Raw genomic sequence first — 17,465 nt, forward strand, 5'->3', positions numbered from 1 at the left:
TAAACGATATGAAACTGAAAAATTTACTATACGCAACCGTCGGCTCTGCCGTCCTTGCATTCAGCACAGCATCTTGTTCAGACTATCTCGACATATCAGGCGAATTCAACGCCAGCCTGGGAGTCGATCAGGTTTGGGACAATGCAACCTATACGCGAAACTGGTACGGAGTTATCTACCGCAATCTGATGGAATATTCCGAAACCGGTTCGGAAGTCAATGCTTTCAAAAACCCATGGTCCAACCTCTGCGGTGAAATCGCTTCGGAAAAGGCCAGCTCACGCGATGTCATGATGGCGGGCTTCACAGCAGCCAGCGGAAGCTATCACCGCTGGGCCACCTTCTACAAGGACATACGTCAGGCTATGATTTTCATTGAACGTGCCCACGACGGAGGTGTAGGCGACCCTACCAGTACCAACAAGCTGACAGCCGAAGAAATAGCCCGTATGAAGGATGAATGCCGATTCATGATTGCCTATTATTACTTCTCCATGTTCGAACTTTACGGTCCTGCCTGTATCGTGACGGAGATAGACGACGCTGCCGAACCGCACGTGACGGACTATGACCGTGCCACGGTGGACGAAATGGTGAACCACATTGACGGCATATTGGCCCCCCTCTGCGACCCCGCACAGTCCAAACTGCCCGAATCAGTCATCACGTCATACGCAGACGGTGCATACAATTTCAACACCAATGAAGTGGTACGCCCCACCATCGTAGTGGCCAAAGCACTGCGTGCCAAGTTGTGGATGTATGCCGCCTCCAAACTGTTCAACGGCGGCGACGGTTCCGAATACTACCAGGGATTGCAGAAACTGCAAAACTCCAAAGGCGAATACATCTTCCCACAGAGTAAGGACCCGCAGAAATGGGTGACTGCCAGAGACCGTGTAAAGGACTTGATAGACTATGCCGAAGCACAACACCACGCCCTCTACCGCGTGATGGCAAACGGAGTGGAGCAACCCGACCGTTCGGTATACAACCTTTTCCAGGTGTATAATGAAGAAATCCTGTGGTGCAGTACCAACAACAGTTACTCTGACCAGTACAAGATGGAGAAACGTACCAACCCGCGTGATGTAAACTCATGCTATGGCACTATCGGTCCGTCTCAAGATGCTGTAGATATGTTCTTCATGGACAATGGACTTGATATCGATGATCCGAACAGTGGTTACGATGAAACCGGATTCAGCGCTGTAGAAAACCGTTGCTATGACCCCGACTATAAAGATAAGAAGACGGATCAGAATATCTCCAATATGTACGCCAACCGTGAACCGCGTTTCTACGCAAGCGTGGTATACCAGGGAAGAAGCTGGTTCAAGAAATGGATGAACGGTAACCCTAACTACACCGTAGACTTCTCGGCAGGTGGCGGAAACGACCTCTCCAACGGTGACAACGTGAAAGGCGGATACATACTGGGCAAATTCAAGAACCGTACCGTGAACCATGCCAGCGGTGATACACAGACTTGGAAACGTGTTTCCATCATCTACCGTTTGGCCGAGTTCTACCTGTTCTATGCCGAAGCACTCAATGAAATAGATCCGGGCAATGCGGACATCATCAAGTATATCGACATAGTACGCGAACGTGCTGGTATCCCAGGCTACCAGACCATGAACGATAACGGCATAAAGACCGGTGTAATCGGCAATTATGACAAACAGTTCGATGCCATCCAGCACGAACGCTACGTAGAACTCTATTGTGAAGGACAACGCTACTTCGACGTTCGCCGCTGGATGGTCTGCGGTGACGAAGGCAGAATAGGTTGCGACCAGACACGCTTCTACGGAATGAATATGAAGGGTTCGAAAGATAAAGCTCCGGGCGAACCTACCTCCTACTATACGCGTACGAAGCTGGAAAACCGCCAATGGACAGACAAGCTCTATCTCTATCCTATTCATCAGAATGTGATAGAACTGGCCGAAGGACGTATTCCGCAGAACTACGGATGGTAAAAAAGACAGCTTTTTTGATTCGTTTTCAAAGGATATAAGTAGAAAGATTGAATGAAGGTTTGGAGGCAGTAACTGGCATAACCGGCCTGGTTACTGCCTCCTTTCTTTCTCAGCTAACAAATCAACAATAAATATACCATGAGTAAAGAGAAAACATTTCCAGCCCGGAAACTCCGGATACTGATACCCATGATTCTGTTCCTGTCCCAAACAGTTTGCGCACAGCATGAAAATAAGACAATCAACGACGGTTGGAAATTCCATAAAGGTGAGTGCGAGGCCGCAGCCTCTCCGGCTTACGACGACAGTGCGTGGAACAGCATACATCTCCCGCACACATGGAATACGGATGCATATACCGAAAAAAAGTATTACCAGGGAACAGGATGGTATCGCCGTACACTGACGTTGCCGCAACATTGGCAAGGCAAACAGGTATTCCTGAAACTGGATGCAGCCAGCAAGGCCGCTGCCATCTACATCAACGGTAAAGAAGCAGGCGAACATAACGGCGGATATACCGCCTGCACATTCGATATCACTTCGCTCTGTTCGTTCGACTCTCCCAACTCTCTCGCTATCCGTGTAGACAACGCCCGGCAGGATATCCCCCCTATCTCCGCCGACTTTACATTCTTTGGCGGCATCTACCGGGATGTATGGCTCACAGCAGTCTCCAAACAGCATTTCCATCTGACCAACCACGGTTCGGACGGGATATTTATCAGTACCCCGCAAGTGTCCGAAGAAAAAGGCACGATACTTATTCGCGGAGAGATAAAGAACGATGCAGAACAGAAAGCATCTCTTGAACTGGAGCATATCGTATACAATCCCGACGGAAGTATTGCCCAAACTCAGAAACAGTCTATCCAGATAAAAGGTGGAGAATTATACTCTTTTCATACCGAAACCGTCCCTATCCTGTCCCCCCGATTATGGACACCCGAGACACCTCATCTCTACAGAGTAGAAAGCATTCTGCGCAATAAAAAGACAAAAGCCATCCTCGACCGCAATAATCATCATACAGGTTTCCGCTGGTTTGGCTTCGATGGCAAGACAGGCTTCTCCCTCAACGGAAAGCCCTATAAACTGCGCGGTATCTGCCGCCACCAAGACCAGAAGCCCATCGGAGTCGCACTGACGGACGAGATGCACCGCCGCGACATGATGCTGATGAAAGAGATGGGCGCCAACTTTATCCGAATCTCCCATTATCCGCAAGATGATGCCCTGTTGGAAATGTGCGACAAACTCGGTATGCTGGCCTGGGAAGAAATACCCATCATCGACATCGTGCCCGACACTCCGGGTTACGCAGAAAACTGCGAAAGCAATCTGCGAGAAATGATACGCCAACACTATAATCACCCCTCCATCATCACTTGGGGATACATGAATGAGATATTACTCGTCACCCAGCGCCGCTATAAAAAAGAAGAAGAACTGAAACCCGTGCTGGAACGGACACTGGCACTCGCCAATCGTCTGGAGAAAGTTTTGAAAGAAGAAGACTCCACCCGTGTCAGCACTATGGCCTTTCATGGCAGCAACAGTTACAACGAGGTAGGACTGGGCAATATTACCGATATTATCGGCTGGAATCTGTATCAAGGCTGGTATGGAGGCAACCTTACAGGCTTCGAACACTTCCTGGCAGAACAACACAAAAAGTTTCCTTCGCACCCCATGATTGTCAGCGAATACGGTGCAGGTTCTGACAAGCGCATACATTCGCTGCAACCGAACGCTTTCGATTTCAGCATCGAGTATCAGCAGAAGTACCTGGAGCATTACCTGCCCGTACTGGAAGAAACGCCTTACGTCTGTGGCGGAACGCACTGGAACTTCATCGATTTCTCCTCCGCCCTGCGTGATGAATCTATGCCGCGCATCAACAACAAAGGACTGGTATATTCGGATCGTACCCCAAAAGACGTGTACTATTACTACAAGGCAGCCTGGCGACAAGACATTCCCGTGTTGCACATCGCCAGCCGCGACTGGACTCACCGCACCGGCATACAGCAGGGAGAAGCCCCGGTAATGCTGCCGGTCAAAGTATACACCAACCTTCCGGAAGTGGAACTTTTCATTGATGGAAAGTCTCTGGGCAAGCAAAAAACTGAGAATTATACCGTTATATTCGAAGTACCATTCAGCCATAAAGAACACTTCATTTCCGCCAAGGCTGAACGTAAAGAAGCATCCCGTAATCCCCGTACCATTGAAGACGGCATCCACCTCAGCTTCACCCCTGCCCCTGCAAAGCTGAATGAAACAAACTTACGGAATCTGGAACTTGCCGTCAACGTAGGCAGCAATTGCTTCTATACTTCCGATGAAAGCCAGCTCACATGGCTACCCGATCAGCCCTACACTGAAAACAGTTGGGGATATATTGGCGGAGAAAGCAAAAGTAGTCAGACACAGGTTGAGAATACCAATGACGGACCGTTGTTCCAAACCCTTCGCAACGACATCGAAGGCTATTGTTTCGATGTTCCCAACGGAGTTTACGAGATAGAATTTCTTTTTACAGATATATTCCGGGAGAATGCAGCCACCGCCTACCAGTTGGGACGGAATTCCGATGTAGAAAGCCGCGAGAACTGCTTCAGCATAATCGTTAATGATGAAACTGTAGAAGAAGACTTTTCTCCTTGCCGGGAGAGCGGTTACTTCCATGCTTTGCGGAAAAGATACAATATTACAAACTTTCGGAATAAAATTGAAATACGCTTCCCTGTTCGGAATGGAAAAAGCTTTCTGAACGGTATAAAACTCAGAAAACTTTATTAACTTCAAAATAAAAACGCCATGAGAGCTAAAATTTGCTTAATTATCACCAGTCTGATGCTTGCGGCAAGCAGCATACATGCACAGTCCATCTGGGACAAGGCACATCTGGAGAGAGTAAAACAATCATTACATCAACCGTACTTTTCGGCTGCTTATCAGGAACTGATAACGGATGCTGAAAGAACGCTTGACGCACAGCCCTTGTCCGTCATGATGAAAGAGAAGACACCCGGCAGCGGAGACAAGCATGACTACATGAGTCAGGCACGCTATTTCTGGCCCGACCCGACCAAACCGGACGGGCTGCCCTACATCAGCCGTGACGGTGAATCGAACCCGGAACTGAACAAGCTGGACCGTAACCGCCTCGGGGCAACCGCCCAACGCGTCACCACCCTTGCCCTTGCCTGGTACTTCAGCGGTGACGAGAAGTATGCCCAAAAAGCTACGGAACTGATCCGTGTATGGTTCTTTAATAAGGATACGCGTATGAACCCCAACCTGGAATATGCCCAGATGATACCGGGACACAACAACAATAAAGGGCGTTGCTATGGGGTCATCGATACCTATTCCTTCGTCGAGATGCTGGATGCCGTGCAATTGCTGGAGGGGTCAAAGGCCTTCACCCCGAAAGATTCCAAGCAACTGAAAGCATGGTTCGGCAAGTTGCTGACTTGGATACTGAACAGTCCGCAGGGACAGGAAGAGGCACGCCAGGCCAATAACCACAGTACGGCGCACGACGCACAGGTCATTGCTTTCGCCTTGTACGCAGGAAATACGAAAGTAGCGCAGGAAGTCATCAATGCCATTCCCCAGAAGCGCATCTTCACCCAGATAGAACCGGACGGAAAGCAACCGCACGAACTGCGTCGCACCCTTGCCTTCGGTTACTCACAGTTCAATCTGTCTCACTTCATCGACATCTTCATGATGGCACGGAAGATCGGAATCTCCATTGACAATGCCACCTCGGCAGACGGGCGCAACTTCTACAAGGCTATGGACTTTCTGGTTCCCTACGTGGGAAAAGAAGTGAAAGACTGGCCTTACCGTCAAATCAGCGAGTGGGAACATAAACAGCAGGAGTTCTGCAAAGATTTATACCGCACCAGCTTGTTCAACCCTGCACGGAAAGACTACCTGGAACTCTATAAAGCCCACCGCATCATCAACTGGAAAGACCGCTTCAACCTGCTATGGGTAGAAGCCGACGATGTGGACAACGCCTATGCTTTCGCCTGCGGACAACTCCAGTTTGCCCTGAAGTGCGCCGATAAAGCCAGAAAAGAAGGAGACAACCAGTGCAAGCACCGCGTCACGCCCCGCAGCCTCAACAAAGACGGCTCACTGAGGATGATACATCCCCACGACTGGTGTTCAGGCTTCTTCCCCGGTTCACTGTGGCAGATGTATGCCTACACGAACGATGACTTCTGGCGTCAGCAAGCCATCAGCAACACCTGGATGATAGAAGAAGCCAAATGGCACAAAGGCACCCACGACCTCGGTTTCATGATGAACAACAGCTTCGGCAAAGCCTATCAGTTGACCGGCGAACGTTCCTACAAAGATGTAGTGCTGCAAAGCGCCCGGACGCTGATAACCCGCTACAACAAGAAGGTAAAGAGCATCCGTTCGTGGGACCACAACCGCGACAAGTGGAAGTTCCCCGTCATCATCGACAATCTGATGAACCTGGAGATGCTGTTCTGGGCCACCCAGGAGACCGGCGACTCCATCTACTGGAAGATTGCCGTCAACCACGCCAATACAACAATGAAGAATCATTTCCGCCCGGATTACTCTTCTTTCCATGTAGTGGACTATGATCCCGAAACCGGTGAAGTCCGTGCCCGGCAAACCGCGCAAGGCTATGCCGACAACTCTTTCTGGAGCCGCGGACAGGCATGGGGGCTTTACGGATACACCATGTGTTACCGCTTCACCAAGAACCCCGCCTACCTGCAACAGGCACGCCACATCGCCGACTTCTTTTTCGGCCTGCCCAACCTGCCCGAAGACCTAATCCCTTATTGGGATATGAAAGCTCCCGGCATCCCCAACGTTCCCCGTGACGCTTCTGCCAGCGCCATCATGGCATCAGCCTTGTATGAACTCCGTAGCTACGTTTCGGCAGAAGACGGCAAACGTTATCAGGACATCGCCGACAAGATAGTGGACAGCCTCAACCAGCATTACCGTGCCGAACCTGAAACAACCTACGGCTTCCTCCTGCTCCACTCCACCGGACACCATCCGGGAGGGGACGAAATAGATGTCCCAATCAACTATGCCGACTATTATTATCTGGAAGCATTGGCAAGAAAAGCTGCTCTTGGGCAGTAATTAGTACTTTTTGAGACAGTAGTTCATCTTTTTGAGACGTTTTGTATGGTAAGCGAACTACTTTTCCACTATTTTTGTAGCACAGAGATTTAGAATCATTTTATAAAAGAAAAAGACATGAAAAACTTATTCGACATTAAAGACAAAGTGATTATCGTGACCGGCGGTTGCGGTATCTTAGGAAAGAGTATCGCCAATTACCTCGCCGAACAAGGTGCCAAAATCGTTATCCTGGACCGCGTGGAGGAAATCGGTAAAGAACTGGAAGCCGAACTCAGCCAGAAGACGGAAGCCCTGTTCCTGATGACGGACGTGCTGAACAAAGAAGTGCTGGAAGAGAACAAGAAAGCCATACTGGAACGCTTCGGAACCATCGACGTGTTGCTGAACGCTGCCGGCGGAAACATGGCCGGCGCCACCATCGCCCCGGATAAGACCATCCTCGACCTGGAAGTGGACGCTTTCAGAAAGGTAGTGGACCTGAACCTCTTCGGCACGGTGCTGCCCACAATGGCATTCGTGGACGTAATGGCTAAGAATAAGAAAGGTGTTATCGTAAACTTCTGCTCCGAATCCGCCCTGCGTCCGCTGACCCGCGTGGTAGGTTACGGCTCTGCCAAAGCTGCCATTGCCAACTACACCCGCTATATGGCAACGGAACTGGCCACCAAATTCAGCCCCGAACTTCGCGTAAACGCCATCGTTCCGGGCTTCCTGCTGACGAACCAGAACCGTGCGTTGCTGACCAACCCGGACGGCTCATATACCGACCGCGCAAAGACCATCATCGCCCACACTCCGTGCGGACGTTTCGCCGAACCGGAAGAGCTGTTCGGAACCATCCACTACCTCATCAGCGATGCTTCCAGCTTCGTGACAGGTGCCCTGTCGGTAGTAGACGGCGGTTTTGACGCTTTCTCCATCTAAGCCGATTCATATTTAATAATTGATAATAATAATTCAAGTATGGTATTATGCGAACAAACCTGGCGCTGGTACGGTCCTAATGACCCGGTCAGCCTGTGGGACATCAAGCAAGCCGGAGCAACCGGCATCGTGAACGCCCTGCACCACATCCCCAACGGTGAGGTGTGGACGGTAGAAGAAATCATGAAACGTAAGGAAATGATTGAAGCTGTCGGCCTGCGCTGGTCGGTAGTGGAAAGCGTGCCTGTGCACGAACATATCAAAACCCAGACGGGAGATTTCCAGAAATACATCGATAACTATAAGGAAAGCCTGCGCAACCTCGGTAAGTGCGGCGTAAACATCGTGACGTACAACTTCATGCCCGTACTGGACTGGACGCGTACCGACCTTGCCTACGAACTGCCCGACGGCAGCCGTGCCCTGCGCTTTGAACGTGCCGCTTTCGTTGCTTTCGACCTCTTCCTATTGAAACGCCCCGGTGCCGAGAACGACTACACCGACGAGGAGAAAGCCAAGGCAAAAGCCCGCTTCGAGCAAATGACGGAAGCCGACAAGCAACTGCTTGTCCGCAACATGATTGCCGGCCTGCCCGGTTCGGAAGAGAGTTTCACGCTGGAACAATTCCAGCAGGAACTGGACCGCTACAAGGACATCACTCCGGAGAAGCTGCGTGCCAACCTGATTTACTTCCTGCAGGAAATCGCCCCGGTTGCCGACGAAGCCGGCGTAGAGTTGGTCATCCACCCGGACGATCCTCCCTGCTCCATCCTCGGCCTGCCGCGCATCATGAGCAGCGCCGCCGATTTCCAGGCTTTGATTGACGCTGTTCCCAACAAGAGTAACGGCCTTTGCCTTTGCACCGGTTCACTCGGCGTAAGCAGCGCCAACGACTGTGCCGCCATCATGCAGCAATTTGCCGACCGCATCAACTTCGTTCACCTGCGCAGCACGCAGCGCGACGCAGAAGGCAACTTCTACGAAGCCAACCACCTGGAAGGTGACGTAGATATGTATCACGTCATGAAGGCTTTCCTCGAACTGCAACAACGTCGCGGAGTATCCATCCCCATGCGTCCCGACCACGGGCATCAGATGGTGGACGACCTGAAGAAGAAAACCAATCCGGGATACTCCTGCATCGGCCGCCTGCGCGGACTGGCAGAATTGCGCGGACTGGAAATGGGTATCGCAAAGTCTATCTTTTAAGAAGCCTCTTTATAATTAATACGGGCTACAAGGCACTTATCACTCGTGCCTGTAGCCCGTAACTTATTAATATCTCAATACTTTCTTGTTCCACATTCTTATAAAAAGGAGTAAAATTCCTTTTTTGCCAATCGCTATAAGTGTAAAGCAAAGGATTTATCATAGCCCCTATCTTCCAGCCCAATTCCACCAAAGGGTAAGCAACATTATCAAAGTCATCATTATTAATCCGTTCTTTATCAATCAGAATAAGAATGTCCCAATCAGAATCTTCCCGAGCATCTCCGCGTGCCTGAGAGCCGAACAGAAGTACCCGCCCGCCTGTGGGAAGCACATGTTGCAAGGTATCCTTGATTTGCTGCAATATTTTTGTTTTAGAATACATGCTATCTTCTTTACTAATATCCAATTACAAAGATAAAAATATATCATGTAATTCCAATTCAACTTAGGCTTATTTCTCCAACTTTCCTCATTATACCTGAAAGTGAGATATTATTTCACCCATTTAACCATACCGTTATGACACTTTGCTTTTTATGCATAACGAGAATGCGATAGTTACGTCCCGGTGCAGGGAAGGACGAAAAGAAACGAACGAAAACCAGCATCTTGCTGATTGAAAGAAGAATACATAAATAAGGACAACTCTAAAAAAAGAAAAACAGATGGTCTGTATACTAAAAACACATCATCTGCCACCCATATATAGATCGTCTGTGTTCCAAATATAGATCGTTTGCGTTACATCTATAGATCGTTTGCGTTGCATCTATAGATCGCTTGCATTGCATCTATAGATTGCTTGCGAAAGAAGCACAGTTCCTTGCATAACCATCCATATACGTTGTCTGTTTATGCAGAAACCATGCATTTATATTCCATACATTATCCAAGCAGATTCTATTTCGAAAGTTTTGCAAGAAGTGTTTATCAGCAAAAGGGGCACTCTGATTACTTTTTGTCCGGAATAGAGTATGATGTCTGACTTTTAGCATACCCTCCTAAGTTATTACATTAGTTTAAAAGAATGCGAAGCCCCCGAAGGAACTCCGCATTCACGAGATAAAAAAGGATTGAAAAACAGGGTATATATTGGTTAGATGAGAAATTACCTATTATGATTCTTTTCGGAATAGTCGGCACAGGAAAGACCAAACAGACGTTTTCTTGCCTTTTATCGCTCTATTATGATTCAGTATCTTTTCGTTTAATGAAAGAATTCTATGGGTGAGGTCCGACATCTTCTCAAACCCCTCCTGTAGTCTTGCCTCCCGTTGAGCACGGCGATAGTTTTCCTCATACAAATCATCATTGACTTTTGTTAAGCGTGCATTCTCCTTATAGAGCCAGTTTAAATGCTCTTTCGGAACCCGTTCGATAGTCGCATCATCTTCCGGGTAAGACTTCGTTGAATTAAACTCAAGGGATTTCTCAAGATCCTCCGCATCCACCATCGGATCGGGGTCATCGTAGGGATCTTTATCCAGAGATGAACATCTCAGATAACCGAGCCTTATCCATTCGTGGATTTGCTCTTCGGATATGCCGTATTTCTCAGCGGCCAAACTTACAGAAAGCCAATTAGCCATATAGAGTGTTTGATTAATAAGTTTCAAATCAACCCTATACGGCTATAACTGGTTATTACAAGAGGTACGGGGCATTACGTCTTCCCTGTAAGAAGGTATGTGGGTACCCCTAGAAAAGGAAGAGTAAGCCCGTACCAAGAACTGATACAGGCTACGCTCGTCCGATTTCTAGATAAAACTCCCACATTTTACTTACACCGGAAGAGGACATATATGTATACGCAATACTATATGTCACTTGTTCACCTGCAAAGATACGTTTTTTTCATATTCAATAACAAAATACCTTTATGTTTTTTACTTTCAGCTTAAAAAACATCAAATTAAGTCGCTGCAACTCCTCCTTACAAAGAGAGCTGTATATCTTTCGTCGAGCACTCTCCACGATACCGGCAAGGTATAGGTGAAGTCCACCTTCCCCCCCGTGTGAATCATCATAACCGGGGAGTATTCTCCCGGCTCCAACTCAGGCAGGATCACCAACACCTCTGTGTCGGTATACTTAAACACTCTTTTTACATGTATCAATGTGCCCTTATCGGAGACGGGAGAGAGACCCAGGTATATGGTTCCGAGTGAAGATAAGCACAGATTCTCACCCGTGATGACAACAGGAGCGTTTGCAGTAATGGTGCCGTCGCGCATGCCCGTCAGCGGATCGTATACACTACTGATAACAGGAACTTTCTTCCCGAAAAGCGTCGGAATTTCATTCTTTTCCTGCCTCTTATGGTGTAACTCTGCCACTATTTTTTTCTTATCTTCCATCATATTAATATCCTTCAATTAGTTAGTAAATGCAGGTTTCACCACAGAGGACACAGAGGTCACGGAGGTTAGATTATCCCAGAATCAGAAGCATAAACCTCTGTGAACTCTGTGTCCTCTGTGGTGGATTAAACTGCTTCACAAAATTACATCACAACGCATACACTTCCGTGCCAGTAATAAGAAATGTAGAACAATCCGGCTTTCTATATATGACTGCCTAAGGTTCATCAAACACAATTTTCGGAAATACGCCCTCCGAAGAAAGAAATGTTACGATTTTCGAAACAAGTAGCCCTCCAAAAGTGTTAAATAGACAATAGACAAACCTCTAACTCAGACAGAAGATTATGATAACAAACGAGTTAAACACAGGATTAGTTAATGCCGTCAGAGAGAAACTCCCATCCAAAGAAAATCTTGCCAATACTTTAATGGACATTCTTTATATAGGCAAAGAAGCTATCTACCGCCGGCTCCGCGGTGAAGTACCTTTCACCCTGACCGAAGCAGCCATTATATCCCGTAAACTGGGTATATCGCTGGATAAAATGATAGGCGTAAGCTTTCAGGATAATGCCGTTTTCGACATGAATATAGTGAGTAGCAGCAAGCCTCTCGAAACCTACTACTCCATTCTGGAAAAGCAGGTAGAGTTATTCCGGAAGGTGAAGGATGAAGAGTACTCGGAAATCGGGACTTCATCCAATATCATTCCGCTGACCCTTTCACTGAACTATAATATGCTTTCTAAATTCCGGCTGTTCAAATGGATGTACCAGAATGAAAACATAAAGTGCAAGCATTTTGAAGAAATGGAAATCCCGCAGAAGATAGTGGACAAGCAGAAGGAATACGCCCATGCGGTAGACCATATCCACTCCGTAGATTACATCTGGGACAATATGATTTTCAGCCATCTGGTCAATGATATCCAGTACTTCTGCGACGTGCATCTCATCTCCGACGAAGATAAGAACCTCCTCAAGGAAGAACTGCTTTTAGTAGTGGACGACCTGGAAGAACTGGCCTCCCGCGGAAAGAGCAAGACGGGCAACAACGTCAAAATCTATATTTCAAATATTAACTTCGAGGCCACTTACAGTTACTTGGACACAAGCAGCATACAGCTCAGTCTGATCCGGATATACTCCATCAACTCCATCACCACGCAGGACAGCGAGATGTTCCGCGGTCTGAAGGAGTGGATTCAGTCGTTGAAGAAGTTCTCTACGCTGATATCAGAAAGCGGTGAGATGCAACGCATCCAATTCTTTAAACAACAGCGGGAAATTATCGGTGCATTATAGCCTTTACTTTCCGAAAACTGCAATTGTTCAGACAATTATTCTCTATTATCGAAAACAGATAGAACTCCTATCTGTTTTTTTTCATCATTCAACTATCCACTATCCTATTCTTTTCAAATAGAAAATACGCGCGTTTTCTTCACATGATTTCAATCACAAAAGTTCCATTAACAAGCTCTATATTTGTATATGTCACAAATTCGACCTATGACATTTGATTATTAACAAAAAAGAAGAGGCTATGGCAAAGAATTACATTGTAAAAGAGTTGATTAATGAAATGAAAGAGAGGATTCCCCAAGGGCAGAACTTAGCCAATTATCTGACAGATACGTTATATATGGGGAAAGAAGCCGTCTACCGCAGATTGCGAGGAGAAGTCGCATTTACCTTTGATGAAATAGCCGTAATTTCTCATAACCTGGGCATCTCCATCGACCAGATTATCGGAAATCATCTATCGAACCGGGTCACTTTCGACCTGAACCTACTGCATTCGCCCAACCTGTATGAAAGTTACCATGAAATCGTTGAGCGCTATCTGCGAATTTTCAGTTCGATGAAAGAGGATGGCAACGCCGAAGTATATTCGGCTACCAATACCGTTCCCTTTACCCTCTACTCATCTTATGAGTACTTGTCCAAGTTCCGCCTGTGCCGTTGGATTTATCAGAACGGAAAGGTGAAGACTCCCAATTCCCTGAGCGATATGCATGTGCCCGATAAAATAATTACCGCTCACAAAAAGTTAAGCGAGGGATTGAGAAAGCCCAGGAAGACTTTCTTCATATGGGATAGCAACATTTTCCAATCTTTCGTAAAGGAGATAAAGTATTTTGCAGGGCTGAATTTGATATCCACCTCGGACGTGATGTATCTGAAAAATGAGTTGCAACAATTGCTCATCGACCTGGAACACTTGTCGGTGAAAGGGGAATATAGTGAGGGGCATGAGCTGTTCATCTATTTGTCGAACATTGATTTTGAAGCGACTTATACGTATGTGAGCAACCGGGATTTCCAAATCAGCCTTTTCAGGGTGTATTCCATCAATTCGATGGATTCACAAAGCCCGCAGATTTGCCAGCTACAGAAGAACTGGATTCAATCGCTGAAAAGACACTCGACACTGATTTCGGGTAGCGGGGAGGCGCAGAGGATTGCGTTTCTGGAGAAACAGAGGAGCATTATTGAAACGTTATAGAAAGAGTAGTATAGAATGAGTTGCATCAGAAATGCTTCGAAAGCATTCTGATACAACTCATTCAATCTTAATCTGTAACAGTTCGCACACAGCGATAGTTGGGCCAAGTTACTGTTCCAACGGTAGTCCATGCACTGAACTCATAGCGATTATGGTCCGTAGAGCGGTTATGCCCGATCACCCAATATTTGCCGTCCCGTTCGGTCAGCGCCCAATGTACAGCGGCTAATTTTTGAAAATCACCTCCCCAGTTCATCGAACTGCCAAAACCTTGATCATCGATACTGAACAGCGAACCTCCAAGGCTGTGAACCAGATAAAGTTCACGCTGAGTAGGCAGACGCCAGCCATCTCCCTTGCCCTCACATATAACCTTTGCTTCTTCCCAAGTTTTACCGCTACTGCTGGTATTCTCTATTTGAAACTTCGGAGCAATCTTATTCATCGCGCTACTATTGTCCGGGACCTCGCCTGAAGCAAACAGTGCCGCAGGATCTACTCCTCCATTCGCATCACGAGAGACAATTGTAACTCCTGAAGAAGCTACCGAAAGATAGGGATACTTTGTCGCCCCGCTATTATTATCTCTCACACAACGAAAATAATTAGTGGTAGACCCAGACTGCGGATAGCCTCCCCCAAACTCCAGCTCAAAATACGCCTCAGGGCTTCCTTCCGAATAATATGAAGAGGCCCAATAGTTACCTGTCCAATTTTGATACCAGCCATATATATTCTGACCATACGCCTCACTGCTTCCCAACGCATTACCGCCCAACGCACTTACATAAGCAAATGACAGCAACAGTTCACTTGCAGTAGGCAGACGCCAACCATCGCCTATATTTCCACATATAGTTTCCGCATCGGCTAAACTTGCCCTACGCCCCTTGGACTGGTTATCCGCGACAAGGAGCCGATTGTCGAACCGAAGCGGGTAAAGATAGAAAAGGGGGTCTCCGGCAGTGGTATAGGATTTTGTTTCAGACACCATCTGAAGATCAAGCGTACGATAAAATGGGAAATATGCATCCGCTACAGTATGCATTACGTTCCTGAATGTAATTCTTATCGTTCCGCTTTTTCCTTCTTTCCATTTTCCGGCGTGGAGCTTTAGCCTGAAGTCATATCCACGGTTTACAACATCATTTCCCTTGCCATCATTATCATTGTCTACCACAGATTCCTGATACATCTTCGAGTCCGCATTCATTCTTCCTGCAATTATATCATTATCCGTGTCGGTTCGGATCAGTCCGGTTCCATCATCACCGATAACATCCAACTCTTCAACACTCTCGATTGTCCAGTTATTATTAACAAATAACTGTAAATATTGCTCCGCTCCTAAATGAACTTTGTAGGTGCGGCTATTGTTGATAGTGGGGTAATATCGGAATGAAAACTGTAGCTCACCCTGATTGATTGGCAAAGTAGTAGAACCAAGATAGCTGCCATCTTTATCATAGAGATAGAAATTGAACATATCCCAACGCCACCACCAACCAGGAGTATCTGCACTGGTACCATCGCCTGTAAGCCTTGGGTTGGGGTGCACGGTAAACGCTTGCACCCTTTCAGTGAACGACTTCCTGCTATCTCTATACAATTGCGGAATAAGACCATCAACAGGATACTTAATTCTGGACAACTCCTCAGTTCCAAAAAGTTGGACGTCAATCTTATCCACGGAAAACATCACATATACCGTCTGCGGCTCAATGGGGAGTTCATCACCGTCAGGGTTTCTGATCGGGAAGAAAAGGCCATTCTCCAGCTCATTCCCGTATGCATCGACAAATTTGATAATCCCCGGGTCTATCACTCCCTGCGTCACTTTAATATCGTAAGTTAACCGGCCTGCTGTCAGAGTGACGGTCGCCGTGCGGGTGGTTCCGATGATTCCATTATGATAATAAGGAATTCTCAGCAAAAGTTGTGTATCCTCGTTCGCAACACCTGACACTGTAGCAGTTCCCGCAGAAAAGCCAAGCCAATCGTTCCCTTCCGTAACAGTAGCCTTCCAGCCACCGGGGTGGTCGGTAAAGACGTTGATAGCGTATCCGTTGTTCTGATGTTGCGTCACACTGATTTCCGATTCACCCACACCAAGCATATACTGCCCGTTGTAGACTACATCCTTGACCTTATCCCGGTCGTAAAGTATCAACCGGAACTTAAGATTGGACATGACTGTATAGGATGCCAAAGCCTCCCTGAAACTTTCATAGCCAATGCCCGAAGCTTCCGTAACGGTGATGATGTATTTATAGTTTCGCTTCAAAGACAGGTATTCAACCTCCTCTCCTATCTCTCCGGTTTTTGTGAAATCCACACGGTAGAAGGTTGATTTACCGTCACCTATTTTTCCCTTCACAATCAGACAGACAGCGTCCTTGCGGCTCGAAGCTCCGTCTTGTCCCACACCACCGGCATCCTCTGCAGCAGGTGCCTCGAATGTATAAATCTCTCCGTTATAGGGTGTGTTTCCATTCACGGAATACAGGATTGCATCCCCTTCCTCCGTCTTTTTGCCACCGTCGGCCGGAAGGTTCGGATCATCCGGAGCCGGATCTTTAAGCTTTCCATCCGCATCCCATGCCGGGGCAATATATCCGATAGTATTATAATTAGCCAGATAAACCTCTTCGACCGTGAAGTTCGATGCGGAATTACGAATGTCGATACGCGCCAGCATACGCTTCATGTTGATTCCTGTTATAGAATTCATCGAAGGAGTGATTTTCGCCACTTCCTTCTCACCGTACATAGGGAGCCGTGTGTAACCATCAGCCGAGGAACCGTCTGCCGTCCATTTGCCGGTGTGGCTGTGAAGCAGATCTTCCATCACCTTATCTTTAGTGGTTTCTCCTTTCCTGAATTCCGACGCAATAGCGCCAAGTTCCCTATTCGCCACAACCACGATACAGGTTGATGCGGTAGTGGGAGAAAGCACAGCAGAGAAATTCACCGTAGAGTTATTATTAGCCAAATCCTGTGTAACTCCCGTGCCACTAACCCATTCCAAATATACTGCAGGAGTTTTCGATGCATCAAAAACAAGTATATCCACGGTCTTTATTTCATCTTCTTTCTTGGCTACTCCCGTTCCGGCCATTGTGCGCGAAGAAACGGATGGCATTTCAACGTCGGGAACCGTCAGGGTGAACCGGACACCACTTCCTGTTTGGGGAGGTATTGACTCAAACTCCTCTTGCACACAACCGGTAAGCCATACCAATGCCAACAAGGCTGCCAAGAGAAAGTTCTTTCTAAATATTGAGGTCTTATATTGCATATTTCAATTTCCTTT

Annotated in this window: 11 protein-coding genes; 7 read left to right on the forward strand and 4 right to left on the reverse strand. The window is 47.3% G+C overall.

Going from position 1 to position 17,465, the window contains the following annotated elements:
• Positions 1–8: 8 nt before the first annotated feature.
• The 5 genes from K6V21_RS04360 (at position 9) to uxuA (ending at position 9,278) form a co-directional block, all read left to right on the forward strand.
• Entirely contained in the window at positions 9–1,985 is a 1,977-nt protein-coding gene (locus tag K6V21_RS04360; RefSeq protein WP_224320948.1) for a RagB/SusD family nutrient uptake outer membrane protein, read from the forward strand.
• A 138-nt stretch (positions 1,986–2,123) separates the two neighbouring features.
• Positions 2,124–4,790, forward strand: coding sequence for a glycoside hydrolase family 2 TIM barrel-domain containing protein (locus K6V21_RS04365; RefSeq protein WP_224320949.1), 2,667 nt, complete (start codon positions 2,124–2,126; stop codon positions 4,788–4,790).
• Positions 4,791–4,808: 18 nt separating this feature from the next.
• A complete protein-coding gene (locus K6V21_RS04370; protein WP_224320950.1) occupies positions 4,809–7,142 on the forward strand; it encodes an alginate lyase family protein in 2,334 nt (777 codons plus the stop codon).
• A gap of 117 nt (positions 7,143–7,259) precedes the next feature.
• On the forward strand, positions 7,260–8,069 hold the full coding sequence (locus tag K6V21_RS04375) for an SDR family oxidoreductase (RefSeq protein WP_025831231.1): 810 nt from the start codon (positions 7,260–7,262) through the stop codon (positions 8,067–8,069).
• A gap of 39 nt (positions 8,070–8,108) precedes the next feature.
• Positions 8,109–9,278 carry a mannonate dehydratase gene (gene uxuA / locus K6V21_RS04380; protein WP_025831230.1) on the forward strand — a complete coding sequence of 390 codons (1,170 nt, stop codon included), beginning with the start codon at positions 8,109–8,111 and terminating at the stop codon, positions 9,276–9,278.
• 25 nt (positions 9,279–9,303) lie between these two features.
• Here uxuA and K6V21_RS04385 read toward each other — a convergent pair whose 3' ends face one another.
• From K6V21_RS04385 to K6V21_RS04395, 3 genes are all read right to left on the reverse strand, one after another.
• The gene (locus K6V21_RS04385) at positions 9,304–9,663 is read right to left on the reverse strand and encodes a nucleotidyltransferase domain-containing protein (RefSeq protein WP_224320951.1); all 360 of its coding nucleotides are present in this window, start codon (positions 9,661–9,663) and stop codon (positions 9,304–9,306) included.
• A 733-nt stretch (positions 9,664–10,396) separates the two neighbouring features.
• On the reverse strand, positions 10,397–10,870 hold the full coding sequence (locus K6V21_RS04390) for a hypothetical protein (protein ID WP_060408558.1): 474 nt from the start codon (positions 10,868–10,870) through the stop codon (positions 10,397–10,399).
• A gap of 318 nt (positions 10,871–11,188) precedes the next feature.
• Positions 11,189–11,641 (reverse strand): DUF4469 domain-containing protein, encoded by a 453-nt coding sequence (locus K6V21_RS04395; RefSeq protein ID WP_060408559.1) that lies wholly within the window; start codon positions 11,639–11,641, stop codon positions 11,189–11,191.
• Positions 11,642–11,988: 347 nt separating this feature from the next.
• Here K6V21_RS04395 and K6V21_RS04400 point away from each other — a divergent pair, with 347 nt between their 5' ends.
• Both K6V21_RS04400 and K6V21_RS04405 read left to right on the forward strand, forming a co-directional pair.
• Positions 11,989–12,948, forward strand: a complete 960-nt coding sequence (locus tag K6V21_RS04400) for a hypothetical protein (RefSeq protein ID WP_224320952.1) — start codon at positions 11,989–11,991, stop codon at positions 12,946–12,948.
• 241 nt (positions 12,949–13,189) lie between these two features.
• Complete coding sequence (locus K6V21_RS04405; protein WP_224320953.1) at positions 13,190–14,152, forward strand: hypothetical protein; 963 nt, start codon at positions 13,190–13,192, stop codon at positions 14,150–14,152.
• A gap of 67 nt (positions 14,153–14,219) precedes the next feature.
• Here K6V21_RS04405 and K6V21_RS04410 read toward each other — a convergent pair whose 3' ends face one another.
• Entirely contained in the window at positions 14,220–17,450 is a 3,231-nt protein-coding gene (locus K6V21_RS04410) for a fimbrial protein (protein ID WP_224320954.1), read from the reverse strand.
• Positions 17,451–17,465 lie beyond the last annotated feature (15 nt).

Origin of the sequence: Bacteroides cellulosilyticus, assembly GCF_020091405.1 — a bacterium.
In the GTDB taxonomy this organism is placed as follows: Bacteria; Bacteroidota; Bacteroidia; order Bacteroidales; family Bacteroidaceae; genus Bacteroides.